The 14,258-nt window shown below is 50.8% G+C and carries 17 protein-coding genes; 14 read left to right on the plus strand and 3 right to left on the minus strand.

Annotated features, from left to right (window positions below):
- The first annotated feature begins 3 nt into the window (after positions 1-3).
- The 6 genes from rpmF (at position 4) to N24_RS05170 (ending at position 4,726) form a co-directional block, all read left to right on the plus strand.
- Complete coding sequence (rpmF, locus tag N24_RS05145; protein ID WP_003858448.1) at positions 4-177, plus strand: 50S ribosomal protein L32; 174 nt, start codon at positions 4-6, stop codon at positions 175-177.
- A 192-nt stretch (positions 178-369) separates the two neighbouring features.
- Positions 370-1,068, plus strand: coding sequence for a response regulator transcription factor (locus N24_RS05150; RefSeq protein WP_096454919.1), 699 nt, complete (start codon positions 370-372; stop codon positions 1,066-1,068).
- A 68-nt stretch (positions 1,069-1,136) separates the two neighbouring features.
- Positions 1,137-2,504: a HAMP domain-containing sensor histidine kinase gene (locus N24_RS05155; RefSeq protein ID WP_096459764.1), complete on the plus strand. Its 1,368-nt coding sequence runs from the start codon at positions 1,137-1,139 to the stop codon at positions 2,502-2,504.
- A gap of 74 nt (positions 2,505-2,578) precedes the next feature.
- The gene (locus tag N24_RS05160; protein ID WP_096454921.1) at positions 2,579-3,895 is read left to right on the plus strand and encodes a S1C family serine protease; all 1,317 of its coding nucleotides are present in this window, start codon (positions 2,579-2,581) and stop codon (positions 3,893-3,895) included.
- Positions 3,896-3,940: 45 nt separating this feature from the next.
- A complete protein-coding gene (locus N24_RS05165; RefSeq protein WP_096454923.1) occupies positions 3,941-4,528 on the plus strand; it encodes a MogA/MoaB family molybdenum cofactor biosynthesis protein in 588 nt (195 codons plus the stop codon).
- A 42-nt stretch (positions 4,529-4,570) separates the two neighbouring features.
- Complete coding sequence (locus tag N24_RS05170; protein ID WP_231910882.1) at positions 4,571-4,726, plus strand: hypothetical protein; 156 nt, start codon at positions 4,571-4,573, stop codon at positions 4,724-4,726.
- Positions 4,727-4,806: 80 nt separating this feature from the next.
- Here the strand turns inward: N24_RS05170 and mscL are convergent, their stop codons facing one another.
- The 3 genes from mscL to N24_RS05185 all read right to left on the minus strand — a co-directional run bounded on the left by mscL (position 4,807) and on the right by N24_RS05185 (position 6,544).
- Positions 4,807-5,217: a large conductance mechanosensitive channel protein MscL gene (gene mscL / locus N24_RS05175; protein WP_096454927.1), complete on the minus strand. Its 411-nt coding sequence runs from the start codon at positions 5,215-5,217 to the stop codon at positions 4,807-4,809.
- A gap of 81 nt (positions 5,218-5,298) precedes the next feature.
- Positions 5,299-5,853: an SAF domain-containing protein gene (locus N24_RS05180; protein WP_096459767.1), complete on the minus strand. Its 555-nt coding sequence runs from the start codon at positions 5,851-5,853 to the stop codon at positions 5,299-5,301.
- Between the two features lie 118 nt (positions 5,854-5,971).
- Positions 5,972-6,544, minus strand: coding sequence for a 5-formyltetrahydrofolate cyclo-ligase (locus tag N24_RS05185; RefSeq protein WP_096454929.1), 573 nt, complete (start codon positions 6,542-6,544; stop codon positions 5,972-5,974).
- A 72-nt stretch (positions 6,545-6,616) separates the two neighbouring features.
- Between N24_RS05185 and N24_RS05190 the strand changes: the two genes are divergently transcribed.
- The 8 genes from N24_RS05190 to N24_RS05225 all read left to right on the plus strand — a co-directional run bounded on the left by N24_RS05190 (position 6,617) and on the right by N24_RS05225 (position 14,183).
- Complete coding sequence (locus tag N24_RS05190) at positions 6,617-7,588, plus strand: UTP--glucose-1-phosphate uridylyltransferase (RefSeq protein ID WP_096454931.1); 972 nt, start codon at positions 6,617-6,619, stop codon at positions 7,586-7,588.
- A 28-nt stretch (positions 7,589-7,616) separates the two neighbouring features.
- Positions 7,617-8,876 (plus strand): molybdotransferase-like divisome protein Glp, encoded by a 1,260-nt coding sequence (gene glp / locus N24_RS05195; protein WP_096454933.1) that lies wholly within the window; start codon positions 7,617-7,619, stop codon positions 8,874-8,876.
- A gap of 4 nt (positions 8,877-8,880) precedes the next feature.
- The gene (locus N24_RS05200; protein ID WP_197702374.1) at positions 8,881-9,534 is read left to right on the plus strand and encodes a GNAT family N-acetyltransferase; all 654 of its coding nucleotides are present in this window, start codon (positions 8,881-8,883) and stop codon (positions 9,532-9,534) included.
- A 117-nt stretch (positions 9,535-9,651) separates the two neighbouring features.
- A complete protein-coding gene (gene sepX / locus N24_RS05205; RefSeq protein WP_096454935.1) occupies positions 9,652-10,671 on the plus strand; it encodes a divisome protein SepX/GlpR in 1,020 nt (339 codons plus the stop codon).
- 22 nt (positions 10,672-10,693) lie between these two features.
- The gene (locus N24_RS05210; RefSeq protein ID WP_096454937.1) at positions 10,694-11,896 is read left to right on the plus strand and encodes a CynX/NimT family MFS transporter; all 1,203 of its coding nucleotides are present in this window, start codon (positions 10,694-10,696) and stop codon (positions 11,894-11,896) included.
- Positions 11,897-11,941: 45 nt separating this feature from the next.
- Positions 11,942-12,349, plus strand: coding sequence for a DoxX family protein (locus tag N24_RS05215; protein ID WP_096454939.1), 408 nt, complete (start codon positions 11,942-11,944; stop codon positions 12,347-12,349).
- A complete protein-coding gene (locus N24_RS05220; protein WP_096454941.1) occupies positions 12,342-13,013 on the plus strand; it encodes a zf-HC2 domain-containing protein in 672 nt (223 codons plus the stop codon). The genes N24_RS05215 and N24_RS05220 overlap by 8 nt, the downstream gene beginning before the upstream one ends.
- 9 nt (positions 13,014-13,022) lie before the next feature.
- Positions 13,023-14,183 (plus strand): alpha-amylase family protein, encoded by a 1,161-nt coding sequence (locus N24_RS05225; protein ID WP_096454944.1) that lies wholly within the window; start codon positions 13,023-13,025, stop codon positions 14,181-14,183.
- Positions 14,184-14,258 lie beyond the last annotated feature (75 nt).

A 14,258-nucleotide genomic window follows, 5' to 3' on the forward strand; every position in this document is an offset into this window, starting at 1 on the left:
ACAATGGCAGTTCCAAAGCGCCGTATGTCCCGCGCAAACACCCGCATGCGCCGTTCCCAGTGGAAGGCTGACAATGTCGCCCTTCAAGAGGTCAAGATCGACGGTCAGACCGTTCGCATCCCACGCCGTCTGGTCAAGGCAGCACAGCTCGGTCTCGTGGACGTAGAGCAGTTCTAAACCTAAAATTCTTAATATGCGCTAACGTGCATATAAGGATTTATTAAGAGCCAGTTATCTCCCCTGTATAGGGTGAGGTAACTGGCTTCTTTGTGTCTCGAAAGTGTTAGCATAATCGAAACATATTCCAACGTGTAGTCTTCCCAATTGAAGCGAAGCGGTGGCGCGTTCTGGAAAGCGAAAAGGGTATATATGAAAATTTTGGTTGTCGATGATGAGCATGCCGTACGTGAATCATTACGCCGTTCCTTATCATTCAACGGGTATACCGTACTCCTCGCAGAAGATGGTATTCAAGCCTTAGAAATGATTGAAAAGGAACAGCCAGTTCTGGTCATCCTCGATGTCATGATGCCTCGTATGGATGGTCTTGAAGTGTGTCGTCACCTGCGTAGTGAAGGCGATGACCGCCCGATCCTCATCCTGACAGCCAGAGATAATGTTTCAGACCGTGTAGGTGGTCTTGATGCAGGCGCTGATGACTACCTCGCTAAACCCTTTGCACTTGAAGAACTGCTGGCACGTGTCCGGTCTCTTGTACGTCGCTCTGCAGCGGAAGCGAATCAAATTTCCAATGCAGAATACGCAGAAATAACCTGTGGTGATCTAAGCCTGAATCCAGAGACCCGCGATGTGAGTCGCAACGGCAGGTACATCAGCCTTACCCGAACTGAGTTTGCACTGTTGCACTTGCTGATGAAAAACCAACGTAGGGTATTAACTCGTGCCCAAATCTTGGAAGAAGTATGGGGCTATGATTTCCCAACCTCTGGCAATGCACTTGAAGTTTATATCGGCTACCTTCGACGCAAAACAGAGCAGGAGGGGGAAAACCGACTAATTCACACCGTGCGTGGAGTTGGATACGTCGTGCGAGAGACGGCTCCGTGACATTAAGGCGCGCCAGTTCGGGAAACAACGAGAACCCCATTGCTGAAACTGAAGAAATCGAAGGTTCCATGTCGTTACGCTGGCGGCTTGCACTGCTCAGCGCAACACTCGTGGCATTTGCCGTTGGAGTAATCACAGTTACCGCTTATTGGTCGGTCTCGAGCTATATCACCAATTCCATCGAGAGAGATTTGGAAGATCATGCTGAAATCCTGCTTGACCGGGCGAAATCTCCTGGCTTTTACGCCAACGTAGAAACTGAGATCGATGCTTTTGGTGATTATGCGCGAGGTGTTCGTGTTGCGCTGATCCCACCAGGTTGGGAATACGTGATCGGTGAGTCCATTGCACTTCCCGAAGCAGATTTCCTGAACCAAAAAGAACCTGGTTCTTTGTTGATCAGCACCACCGTGGAACGAATCTTGGTAAAACGAGATGATACTGGTGCGGTGGTAGTACTGGCCAAGAATATGGTCGAAACAGAAAGACAATTGACCACACTCGGCGTGATCTTGCTTCTCATTGGTGGCTGTGGAGTATTGGCATCAATTCTTTTGGGTTTCGTCATTGCCAATGAAGGGCTCAAACCTTTAGCCAAACTGCAACGGGCAGTAGAAGATATTGTGCGCACAGATGAGTTGCGTTCTATCCCTGTCGTAGGAAATGACGAATTTGCCAAGTTGACCCGAAGCTTTAATGACATGCTGCATGCTTTGCGGGAATCGAGAAAGCGTCAATCCCAATTGGTGGCTGATGCCGGACATGAGCTTAAAACTCCGTTAACCTCTATGCGGACAAATATTGAGCTGCTGTTGATGACTTCCAAAAATGGGGGACATAGCATTCCCAAAGAGGAATTAGACAGCTTGCGTCATGACGTTTTAGCCCAGATGTCTGAAATGTCTGATCTCATTGGGGATTTGGTTGATCTAGCACGTGAAGAACGCACCGAAGTTCTAGAAACAGTAGATCTAAACCAAGTGCTGGAAATTGCACTTGACCGAATTGAAAGTCGTCGTCTTACTGTAAACATTGACGTCTCCGAAACTGTGCAGTGGGAGATGCAAGGCGATGATTTCTCTTTGACCCGTGCGTTGGTCAATGTTTTAGATAACGCCATTAAGTGGTCGCCAGAACATAGTACAGTGCGAGTTTTGTTGACTCAGTTGGACAATGAAACAGCTCGCATTGTTATTGATGATTCTGGACCCGGAATTGCTGAATCAGAGCGGGAATTGGTTTTGGAGCGTTTCTACCGGTCGGTGAGTTCACGGTCGATGCCCGGATCAGGCCTGGGGTTGGCGATTGTGCATCAGGTCGTGCACCGTCACGGTGGAAAATTGGTAGTGGGAGAATCAGACGATGGAGGGACTCGCATCATCATCGATTTACCCGGGGAACCTATTCGCAGCAGGTTCGAAAATGTAGATGATTAAACCACTACAGAGCTCACAGCAAGTGTTCAGACTACTTAGAGTGCCAGGCCAGAGATAAGGTTCATAATCAAATCATGACAAATCAATTCCCCACAAATAATGGTGAGAACCCAGATCGCGCCTCAGCTGAGACGAATTCCTTCGAACACGTGCGTAGTTCCTATCCGCAGTGGGGCAACACCACCTCGAATCAAAATCCATATCCCAACGCCAGCTTTAATGCGGAACAGTCTGCTCAGCCGGAAAATGAACAACAACCTCCAGCATGGACAAGTTGGGATAACCAGCCACTAAGTACTGATGTAAAACCCGCTAAAGAAAAGCGGAAAGTTGGTGTGGGTACCGCACTAGCATTGATGCTTGTCGGTTCAGTTGTTACAGGCAGCGTGGTTGGAATTGCAGCAACGCAATTTGGATCAGATTCTTCCACTCCTTTTAACGCCCTAGAGCAGCCGAGTGTTCAGCGCACCACTAATGCAGAGCCTGGTTCAGCAGAGCAGGTTGCATCTGCGGTGCTTCCTTCGGTGGTTTCAATTCAAGCCATTACGCGAACCGCTGCTTCCGAAGGTTCTGGATCGATTATTTCCTCAGACGGATACGTTATGACGAATAATCACGTTGTTGCGGGCGTTGAACAAAGCGGCGTTCTTGAAGTGAGCTTTTCAGACGGCACTACTGCGCAGGCTGATTTCATTGCAGGGGATCCCTCTACAGATATCGCAGTTATCAAAATTAGGGATGTGTCAGATTTGCCCGTCATGAGCTTTGGTGATTCTGATTCCTTGACCGTGGGGCAAGATGTGATGGCTGTTGGCTCACCATTGGGCTTAAGCTCAACCGTGACCACTGGTATTGTTTCCGCAATCAATCGTCCGGTTCGTGCCTCTGGTGAAGGTGGCGAGTCTTCATTAATTGATGCAATCCAAACCGATGCTGCAATCAACCCTGGTAATTCAGGTGGCCCGCTGGTGGACATGGAAGGCAACCTCATCGGAATGAACTCAGTGATCGCGTCTATTTCAAGCACTAGCGATACGGCGGGTTCGATTGGTCTTGGTTTTGCTATCCCGTCTAACTTTGCCAAGAGAGTGGCGGATCAGCTGATTTCTACCGGTCAGGTAACTCAACCCATGTTGGGTGTGCAAGTAGGTACTGATAATTCTGTTTCAGGTGCAGTAATTGCGAGCGTCCAAGATGGCGGACCGGGTGCTGAAGCAGGATTACAGCCGGGAGATGTGGTGACCAAACTTAATGACCGCGTTATTGACGGCCCAGATTCCTTGATTGCAGCAGTTCGCTCCCATGACTTTGGTGAAACTGTTACTTTGACAATTACTCAGCCAGATACCTCGCAGAGTCGAGAGGTAGAGGTTACTCTGACGAGTGAGTAGTTTTAAAAGAGATTAAAATAAACAGTCAAATTTGAGTGAGGGACTATGAGCAAGGATCCGTTGGGAAGTCTTACTGATGTTGTAGAAACACGAGTTCCGCTTCCAGATGTTGAGCCGGATCCGGAATTTCTGATGGCTACTGAACAGGAATTCTCGGTGACCTCACAGAAGCGAGCCCTCGTTGTCTTGGTTGAAGATCACGTTGCTGAAACCGATGGCACCGGAAGGTTGGTTACAGAACTGCTTTTAGAGGCCGGTTTTAATGTCGATGCTGTGGTTAGTGTGAGGTCTAAGAAATCTCAGATTAGGCAAGCGATTGAAACGGCCGTTGTTGGAGGAGCAGATCTTGTTCTCACAGTCGGTGGTGTAGGCGTTGGCCCAAGGGATAAAACCCCTGAGGCTACTAGCGCAGTGTTGGATCAAGATATCCCCGGAATAGCCCAAGCACTTCGTGCCTCTGGTTTGGCTTGTGGTGCAGTGGACGCCAGTGTGTCTCGAGGTGTAGCTGGCGTGTCTGGTTCCACAGTGGTAGTTAATCTTGCGGAATCTCGCTCAGCTATTCGTGATGGTATGGCAACGTTGGCTCCTTTGGTTGATTTTGTCGTAGGTCAGCTGCGCACCTCAGTTGCTTAAAGTCGGTGGATTGTGAGCAAACAACGTAGAAGAGCGTTTCGGGTGTCTGATTCAGCAGACTATGATCGCACCGCCGATAGTCCTGTAGATAAATCAACTCAAGATGATCAGCGTGAAGTTGCGCTGGATCCCGAACAAGACGATCAGCCGACAGGCATGGAGTTTTGGAAGGAACAACAGCCACCGCATCACGGCTAAAACTTAAGCTAAAGCTTGAGCTAAAACTTTAAAAGCGACTGAGCACCATGCTCAGTCGCTTTTTTCACACAAAAGTCTTCCTACTGGAGGCGCTTTTGCTCCTGCAGTAGATCGCGGATCTCAGTGAGAAGTTCTGCTTCGATGGAAGCTGGTGCTTCCTCTTCTTCCTCAACACCCTTACGCTTTGCAAGGGTTTCGTTGAGCTTGTTCATTGGAGCAACAAGGATGAAGTACACGATAGCTGCGATGATGAGGAAGTTGATCGCTGCGGTGATAACAGCTCCGAAGTCAACAAAGGTAGCTGCATTGCCGGCACGGATGTGGAAGCCGAGTCCTTCAACGTCAGTGCTTCCGACGGAGGCAATCAGTGGGTTGATGATGTAGTCGGAGAATGCAGTCACGATCGCAGTGAAAGCGGTACCGATGACCACGGCAACTGCAAGCTCAATGACGTTTCCGCGGAGGATGAAATCTCTAAAACCTTTAAGCATGGTTGTTACTCCTGACAATGTTGTGGACAGTGTGAACGACAAATGCACTGTAGCGGAAAGTACACTTTTTTGAATAGAGAACTATTTTTCACTGTGGTGATTTTTAGCTCGATCTCCGGTGAGTACTACCGCTAGTGGAGTGTTGAGGGATTGTGCCGCTACGTTCTCGGCGAGGGATTTTGGAAGTGCTATCAATATTGTTGATGGGTCGGTACCTCCAGCAAGAATGACCTTTCCACCTGCAGCGATTTTCTCTGGGAGACCGGTGTCGGAGTCTTGGGAAACAACTGAGATAGTGTCTCCGTGCTGAAGTAGGGGGATAACGGAAGGTTCAGCCAAACTGAGTGGAACCATGTTGATTTCCTCTGTTGAAGATTCTTCAGTGACATTCGACACAATGGAGTTTATCAATTCTGTCCCGACGAATCGAGGTTCTGTGGCAATTTCACCTGAACTAAGTGTTGAGGCGGCAACGAGACCGACCACATCGTCTACTGAGGAAAAAGAATTGTTTGGTAGATAGGTGTCGGGAACTGCTCGAAGGCCTACATCTGTTGAAGTGACTGTTGAGCCTGCAGGAATGTCTTGAAGCACCACGACAGCTAATGGATCTTTTTTCAGCCAGGACTGCGCCACTAACAAAAGAGCAATTCCAATTAAGATGCTGGCGAGAATTCTTCTGAGCGCCAGTGTGCGGTGCCAACTTGGTGTACTAAAAGTCTTTTTGAGGTCCATATAGTAGTTGGACTGTTTTTTAGGCTCCTAGGTTCCGCACACCAGCGGGGGTAATTATCACATTGACGGGTAGATCATGTTCTTCAACGTTAATGTCATCACGGATTTCACCGTTGAAAAGCAAAGTAACCACGTCAGCCTTGACTCCGGTGGCAAGTGCTCGATCGTAGAATCCTCCACCTTTTCCTAATCGGATGCCATCGGGGGTACAGGCCAGTGCGGGTGCGATAACAAGATCGCAGAAGTTTAGGGCTTCTGGGCCTAGGCGCGTTCCGCTGGGTTCTTGGATGCCATATGCGCCGGGTTCTAAGCTGGTGGGGCCTTCGTATAAAGCCCAGTCGAGTCGGCGGTCTTCGAGGGAGACCGGCAAAATCAGGGCGGAGGTGGCGGCGTGGAGGGCGTCGAGAAGCAATCTGCCACCTGGTTCGGTGCGGACCGGCACGTAGGCGGCAATCCTTTTTGGCTGCTTTGAGCGGATGTAATAAGAAACATTGGCAATGATGGCGGCGTTTTCCCGTGTGCGAGAGGCTTCGTCCATGTTGGTGCGTGCTTCCAGCAGCTTTGCGCGCAGTTCCTGCTTAGTTTGGCTCATAAATATAAGGATAACCGTTATTTTCGGAGGGGCACGGCGTTTGGGGAATCGGCGGCAGGTACTCTTGTACGCATGAGTTTGCCTATCGATGAGCACGTGAACGCGGTTAAAACCGTTGTGGTGCCTGCTGCAGGACTGGGAACCAGATTCCTTCCGGCCACGAAGACTGTACCCAAGGAGCTTCTCCCGGTTGTCGATACCCCTGGTATTGAGTTGATTGCTGGTGAAGCCGCTGAGCTGGGCGCAACCCGGTTGGCAATTATTACGGCACCGAATAAAGCAGGGGTACTTGCTCATTTTGATCGTGCTTTGGAGCTGGAGGGAACTCTGCTCGAGCGTGGCAAAACTGATCAGGTGGAAAAGGTTCGTCGTGCAGCTGAATTGATAGAGGCTGTTCCTGTTACTCAAGAAAAGCCTTTGGGGCTCGGTCACGCGGTTGGTTTGGCGGAGTCTGTGCTCGATGATGATGAAGATGTGGTAGCGGTCATGCTGCCTGATGATTTGGTGCTTCCTACCGGCGTGATGGAGCGCATGGCGCAGGTGCGAGCACAGTTTGGCGGCTCTGTGCTGTGTGCGGTTGAGGTTTCTGAGGCAGAGGTCAGCAATTATGGCATCTTTGAAATTTCAGCTGAGACCTCAGAACTCGATGTGAAAAAGGTTGAAGGCATGGTGGAAAAACCTGCCATCGCTGATGCGCCATCAAGGTTCGCAGCAACGGGACGCTACCTTTTGGATCGAAAGATTTTCGACGCCCTGCGCCGCATTACCCCCGGCGCAGGTGGTGAGCTTCAGCTCACCGACGCGATCGATTTGCTTATCGACGAAGGCCATCCGGTTCATATCGTGATCCATCAAGGCAAGCGCCACGATCTGGGTAACCCTGGTGGCTACATCCCAGCTTGTGTAGATTTCGGACTTTCCCACCCTGTTTATGGTGCCCAACTGAAACAAGCAATTAAGCAAATTTTGGCGGAACACGAGGCTGAAGAGAATGCTGCAGAATTTGCTGTAGAAAGTGTTGTCGTCGATTCTCAAGTAAAATAGCTGCCTGGTTCCGATTAGGAGGTCCGTAGTGCGATCAGTCGAACAACAGCTATCCATTGTCACCGAGGCAGCGGTAGCTCCAGAGCCAGTGCGTATTGCAATTGCAGAAGCACTGGGTTTGATGTGCGCGGAAGAGGTTCAAGCCACTCGAGCTTTGCCGGGTTTCGCGCAAGCGGCGATTGATGGCTATGCGGTTCGTGCAGTTGATGTTGGTGGTGAAAAGTCACTGAGTCATCAGCTGCCCATTGCGCCTCCAGAAAAATCTTTGCCTGTGGTAGGTGAAGTAGCTGCGGGTTCTCAGCAGCCGTTGCGTTTGCAGCCTAAGCAGGCTGTGATGGTTCATACGGGTGCACCGCTTCCAATGCTGGCTGATGCAGTGCTGCCCATGGCGTGGTCGGATCGTGGTCGAAAGCGAGTTACTGCGCAAAGACCTGTTCGATCGGGGGAGTTCGTCCGCAAAGAAGGCGATGATATCCAACCGGGTGATATTGCTGTTAGTGCTGGTGCCGTCTTGGGTCCGGCGCAAATTGGGCTGCTTGCGGCAGTGGGCCGTTCCAAAGTGTTGGTGTATCCACGTCCGCGCATGTCGGTGATTTCTGTGGGGCCGGAGCTGGTTGATATTGATCGGCAACCTGGTCTTGGCCAAGTGTTTGATGTCAATTCCTATTCTTTGGCAGCGGCCGGTAGGGAAGCGGGTGCTGATGTTTACCGTTATGGCATCGCAGCCGGTGAACCTCGTCGCATCAAAGAAATCATTGAATCTCAGATGCTGCGCTCAGAAATTATCGTGATTACCGGTGCAGTCGGTGGTGCGGGATCTTCAGGGATTCGCCAAGTGCTTGATGAGCTCGGTGAGATTGACACTGAACGTGTAGCTATGCACCCTGGATCAGTTCAAGGATTTGGGCTTTTGGGTGAGAACAAAATCCCGTGTTTCCTCCTGCCGTCTAACCCTTTGGCGTCGTTGGTAATTTTTGAGACCTTTGTCCGACCACTCGTACGGTTGAGTTTGGGCAAAAGTAATGCTGCCCGGCGGGTGGTTCGGGCTCGTGCGCTCAATCATGTGGTGTCGGTGGCTGGGCGAAAAGGTTTTATTCGTTCCAGGCTGATGCGCGATGCAGAAACTCAGGATTATTTGGTTGAGGCTTTGGGCGGGGCAACGGGTGCGCCTTCGCATCTGCTGGCTGGTTTATCTGAGGCAAACGGCATGATTCGTATTCCAGAGGATGTCACAGAGATTCGCCCAGGCGATGTGGTTGATGTGATCTTCCTTGCCCAAGGCCGATAACTCGATGGGTAGTGCGCCGACACATTATCGCCATCCAGGCTGGCCTGAAGCAACCCCGATTGTCACGTTGTTGGATGGGGGACGGCTGCGGTTGCGTCCTTTAAAGCGCCGTGATTTTCGTGCTTGGTCGGATCTTCGTATGCGGGATAAAGAATTTTTGAAGCCGGTGGAACCAACGGTGCCAAGTTCGTGGAGTGAAGCTCATTCGAGGTTGGCGTGGTGGGATAATGTGACTTATCTGCTTAGGGCTGCTCGCAAGGGCACGGTGGTTCCCATGGTCATTGAGCTAGATGGTCGTTTCGTGGGGCAGCTGACCATCGGCAATATTCAGCATGGGGGCATCTCTGATGCCTGGATTGGATATTGGGTGTCCAGCGCGATGACGGGGCGCGGTATCGCCACGGCTGCGTGTGCGCTCGGCGTGGATCATGCTTTTCGACGCATCGGTCTTCATCGCCTCACCGCCACCTATTTGCCCAGCAATCCAGCTTCAGGACAAGTTCTTAAACACAGTGGTTTCCGCCCAGAGGGGTATTTGATCCGAAATTTGCATATCGATGGCAAATGGATGGATCACCACTTTGTTGCCCTTTTGGCGGATGAATATCCAATAACCGCAGTGGAAAGACTTACTAGAGAAGGACGTCTTCGACGGTAGGTGTTTTAAGCCTTAGAAAAATTTGTCGGCGTGGCACCCTTGGCATAAATGGGATTGCCGATAGTCTCGAAACCAGTTTTAAATTTTGCACCCGTACGGGAAGGTTAGGTGCTTTAAGTGTCCGGAATCCTCGTGATCGGCCTGATTGTAGTGGTGTGGCTTGTTGTGCTCGCACCGCTACTTCTTAGAGGCCAAAAGCCCATTCGTAAGGCTGGAGAAGCATTCGATGACACCCGTGTTATTTCTGAAGGCGGAAGCAATATTCCATCCCCTCGCCGACCTAGTTTAGCCACAGCCTCGCTAGACGATGAGGAAAAATCAGATGAGTTGGACGATGACTATGAGATTGTCGATTCTCCAAGTATTTTCCGACCACGCAAACAAGACGAGGTAGAGCTGGATGAGGACACAGATGTGTCCTTGGCCGCTGAGGATAACGACAACGAGCACGCTGAAAGCATTGAAGAAGATGTTGAACCAGCTCCTGTTGTAGAAGTATCCGCAGAGTGGAACTCAGAGGATCATTACGATTTAGATGATTCCCATGACACTCCCTTGGATCATTTGCATCCCGCTGCCAGAGCTCGTGCTTTTGAGGACTACAAATCAGAAGAATCTGAACAACCAGATACGCCAGAGTATGAGGTTGATGAAGAGCTCACTGCCGAAGACGTCGAATTTGCTCAGCGTCGACGTGGTCGTGGCTACTACGACCCAGAGGCAGACCGAGAGTTTGCTGCCTCGCAATATGTCCGTCGTCAGCGCACACTGCTAGGTCTTGCAGCGGCAGTGGTTGTTTCTGTCATCTTGGGCTTTGTGCTTGGTGGCTGGGTGTGGGCGTTGCCTGTCATTGCGCTCGCAGCAACGGCGTTCTACCTGGTAGCTTTGCGCAGCCAGGTGCGTGCTGAAAATGAACTTCGTGCACGTCGAATCCGCAGGCTTCGTCGCTCCCGCATGGGTGTGCGCAACTCTGAAGACCTTCCCTCAAGGTTGCGCAGGCCAGGAGCCGTAGTCTTAGAACTCGATGATGAATCACCGGATTTCGAAGGCCTGCCTGTCGTGGATATGCCGGAAGAAACTTACTACGAAGAGCCACGTCGAAATGTTCGACACCTGGGTCAGCGTCGCGTGAGTTAGCCAAGGGGTAAGATTTCGGACTATGTCCGAAGCTTCCCCCAAATTTAAAGTTATTGCCTTTTTAGCTGTCCTCGTGGCAGCTTTTAATTTGCGTTCAGCAATTGTGTCCGTGGGCGCAGTGTTGGATGATCTCGTCCATGATTTTGGGGCGTCCGGTTCTATCGCCGGAATTATTACAGCCATACCAGGAATTGCCTTCGGCATTTTCGGTGTGGCTGCGGTGCCTTTAGCCAAAAAGATTGGTTTAAGTGGTGCGCTAGCTTCTGGAATGGTGGTGGGGCTGATTGGCCTGGTGATTCGCCCATGGGTGGGAAATATTTGGGCGTTTATCTTCCTCACTGGTTTTGTGGTGATGGGCATTGCCATCGCTAATATTTTGCTACCAGCCTGGATTAAACTTCATGGTGGGAAAAATACCGTCGCTTTAATGACTGTCTACACCACTGTGTTGGGCGTGGGGTCTACCTTGGGACCGCTGTCCACCTTGTTGTTTAGTGGATCTAATGCGTGGCGGTGGGCGATTTTCATTTGGGCTTTGCCAGCGTTGTTGCAGGTTGTTATTTGGCTTCCGATGTGGTGGAACAAGAAATATGATTTCCCCGCTCAAACTGTAGAAGCCGGAGCGACTGGAAAGATTTGGACCTCACCGACGGCATTTTTCATCATGCTGTTTTTCGGCCTGCAGTCGATGAATGCCTATATCCAAATGGGATGGTTGCCCAAGATCTTTATTGATGCAGGTGTGAGCCCTGCTCACGCATCGATTGGTTTGTCCATTGTGGGCATCATGGGCATCGTTGGTGGTATCACAATGCCGGTTGCGATTGCCAGGACGCGGGATAAGAACTTGGTGTGGTTCCCAGTGGTCTTTGGTACCTCAATGTTCTTGGGCTACGTGGGAACGTGGCTGTGGCCATCACAAGGCTGGTTCTTATGGTCATTCTTCTTAGGCTTTGGTGGTTTGTGTTTCCCCATGGCTATCGCGTTGATTCCAGCTCGTACGAGGGATCCACGGATTACTGCGAGCTTGTCTGGTTTTGCGCAGCCTGTGGGATATATCCTGGCAGCGCTTGGACCGCTGGCAGTTGGCGCGATCTACCAGGTGATTGGTTCATGGTCGGCAATCCTTGTTGGGCTCGCATTAGGCACCATCATTTTGTCTGTTGTTGGATTTAGAGCAGCACGCAATGTGACGGTTGATGATGAGTTGCGGAGCACAAACTAGCGTTGCGCTAAGAGTCAGGGGCTAGGCTGATGTACTCTATCAACCATGGATAAACCGGTCGTGAGGGATGCAGCCCTGCTGATTTTCCGCGCAGTCCTTGGTGTGATCTTCGTGGCGCATGGGTGGGAAAAGCTGTTCATCTCCGGAGTTACCAAAACAACGGGGCAGTTTTCAGCCTGGGGTGTGCCACAGCCAAAGCTTTCCGTGTGGATCACAGCCATTGCTGAGCTTTTGGGTGGGGCATTCTTGGTTGTTGGTTTGCTCACCACGTTTGTTGCTGGGGCATTGGCGTTGCTGATCGCTGCAGCTATCTATTTCGTGCATTTAAGCTCCGGCTTTTTCACTGTTGATAACGGCATTGAATTTCCCCTGCTGATCATCGTGTCATTGCTTATGATCGTGGTCTTTGGATCAGGCCGGGCCAGCGTTGACGGGGTGCTCACACGTGGTTGACTGTAGTGCCATCCAAGCCGCGCTTTCTGCCAAGTTGGATGGTGAGCCAACAGGCTTGGACGATGCAGTGATTGAAGCGCACTTGGCTAATTGTGAAGAGTGCAGAAATTACTACAACCGTGCCGCGGAATTAAACAGGATGCTTAACTTCTGTGCCGCTGAACCAAGAACATTAACGCCCCCAGATCTTTCAGAGATTATTTTGGCGGAAGTCGAACCGGAGTGGCGTAGGCATGCAAATGCCAAAGTTATTGGCTCTGTACTTTCGCGGGTGGCATTGGTGATTCTCGGTGTGGTTTATTTCGTCTGGGGGATAACCATGTTGGGGGAGTCGGCGTCGATAAGCATTCAGGCAGACCCGCTGACCTCGCGCCTAGTCGCGGAGGCCGTTGCTTTCCGCATTGGTCTTTCGGTGGGGCTGATTTTTGCGGCGTGGAAGCCGCGAATCATCGTGGGCATGCTGCCGATTTTTGGCACGCTGTTCACGTTTAGCGCAGGTTTTGGCGCCCGAGATTTCGTGTTTGGGGTTGCGGACTCGCAGACCGGCTTCTCGGTTGCGTTGCTGCTGATTTCTACGATCGTGCTCGCATTTGCCTGGTTGAATAATTTTGGAACCGGGATTGTGCGTCGAACATGGAACTCATTGAACGCATCTCCCGCCTAAGCTTGAGGCATGAGCTTTGCTGAACATGCAATTATTTGGCACGTCTACCCCCTGGGCGCTCTGGATGCACCGATTAGACCGGAAGCACCAGCGCCTTTAACCCACCGCCTGCCCAACCTGATTAACTGGCTGGATTACGTCGTTGAGCTAGGTTGCAATGCACTCCTTTTGGGCCCAGTGTTTGCATCGCTCAGCCACGGATATGACACTCAAGATTTCTACCGCATCGACCCGCGCCTCGGCACGGAGGAAGACATGGACGCGCTGCTGCAGGCAGCTAGTAAGCGCGGCATCGGAGTGCTTTTCGACGGCGTGTTCAACCACGTATCCACTACCTCACAGTACGCGGAACTCACCACCGGATCTTCCTTTGAAGGTCATGACATCCTAGCCGAGCTAGATCATCACAACCCAGCAGTGGTGGAGTTGGTTATTGACGTGATGAATCATTGGCTTGATCGTGGCATCGCTGGTTGGAGACTCGATGCGGTGTATGCGATTGATCCAGAATTTTGGGCTCAAGTCTTGCCCAGGGTGCGTGAAAAACACCCAGACGCGTGGATCGTGGGTGAGATGATTCATGGTGATTACGCAGAATACGTGAATGCGTCAGGAATTGATTCGGTCACGGAATATGAACTGTGGAAAGCCATCTGGAGCAGCATTAAAGAACGAAACTTCTTTGAACTGGAATGGACCTTGGGCCGGCACAATGAATTCCTCGAAACCTTTGTCCCGCAGACCTTCATTGGCAATCATGATGTCACTCGAATCGCCACCCAAATCGGGCAATCCAACGCTATTTTGGCAGCTGCAATCTTGTTCACCGTCGGTGGGGTGCCCAGCATCTATTACGGGGATGAACAAGGCTTTACCGGAATAAAGGAAGAAAACATTGCAGGCGATGACGCCATTCGGCCACCTCTACCTGCGGAGCTATCACCACTGGGTGAGTGGATTGAAAATATTTACAAAGCTTTAATCGCACTTCGACGCCAACACCCATGGCTATATCAAGCACGCACCGAAATCCTAGACATTGCCAACGAAACATTGACGTATAAATCAACAGGCATTGAAGGGGAAGAGCTCACAGTGCACCTGGACTTGGAGGCTGTATCAGTTCGAATTTCACAGGGCGACGAAGAACTGTTTCATTACAGCGCTTGATTCAGTAGTGTTGCGCAATTAAATGGTACGAAACTAATATATTCTTCTTAGCTGTAGGAATCGATTTAAGGGGTT

It is taken from the genome of Corynebacterium suranareeae, from assembly GCF_002355155.1.
GTDB classification, from domain to species: Bacteria; Actinomycetota; Actinomycetes; order Mycobacteriales; family Mycobacteriaceae; genus Corynebacterium; species Corynebacterium suranareeae.

Bases quoted from the DNA above. Each gene is read 5' to 3' on its own strand.
- N24_RS05225 (WP_096454944.1), top strand. From the start codon at position 13,023: ATGAGCTTTGCTGAACATGCAATTATTTGGCACGTCTACCCCCTGGGC.
- N24_RS05210 (WP_096454937.1), top strand. From the start codon at position 10,694: ATGTCCGAAGCTTCCCCCAAATTTAAAGTTATTGCCTTTTTAGCTGTC.
- rpmF (WP_003858448.1), top strand. From the start codon at position 4: ATGGCAGTTCCAAAGCGCCGTATGTCCCGCGCAAACACCCGCATGCGC.
- N24_RS05155 (WP_096459764.1), top strand. From the start codon at position 1,137: ATGTCGTTACGCTGGCGGCTTGCACTGCTCAGCGCAACACTCGTGGCA.
- N24_RS05165 (WP_096454923.1), top strand. From the start codon at position 3,941: ATGAGCAAGGATCCGTTGGGAAGTCTTACTGATGTTGTAGAAACACGA.
- N24_RS05160 (WP_096454921.1), top strand. From the start codon at position 2,579: ATGACAAATCAATTCCCCACAAATAATGGTGAGAACCCAGATCGCGCC.
- N24_RS05185 (WP_096454929.1), bottom strand. From the start codon at position 6,544: ATGAGCCAAACTAAGCAGGAACTGCGCGCAAAGCTGCTGGAAGCACGC.
- N24_RS05200 (WP_197702374.1), top strand. From the start codon at position 8,881: ATGGGTAGTGCGCCGACACATTATCGCCATCCAGGCTGGCCTGAAGCA.
- mscL (WP_096454927.1), bottom strand. From the start codon at position 5,217: ATGCTTAAAGGTTTTAGAGATTTCATCCTCCGCGGAAACGTCATTGAG.
- N24_RS05190 (WP_096454931.1), top strand. From the start codon at position 6,617: ATGAGTTTGCCTATCGATGAGCACGTGAACGCGGTTAAAACCGTTGTG.
- N24_RS05150 (WP_096454919.1), top strand. From the start codon at position 370: ATGAAAATTTTGGTTGTCGATGATGAGCATGCCGTACGTGAATCATTA.
- N24_RS05215 (WP_096454939.1), top strand. From the start codon at position 11,942: ATGGATAAACCGGTCGTGAGGGATGCAGCCCTGCTGATTTTCCGCGCA.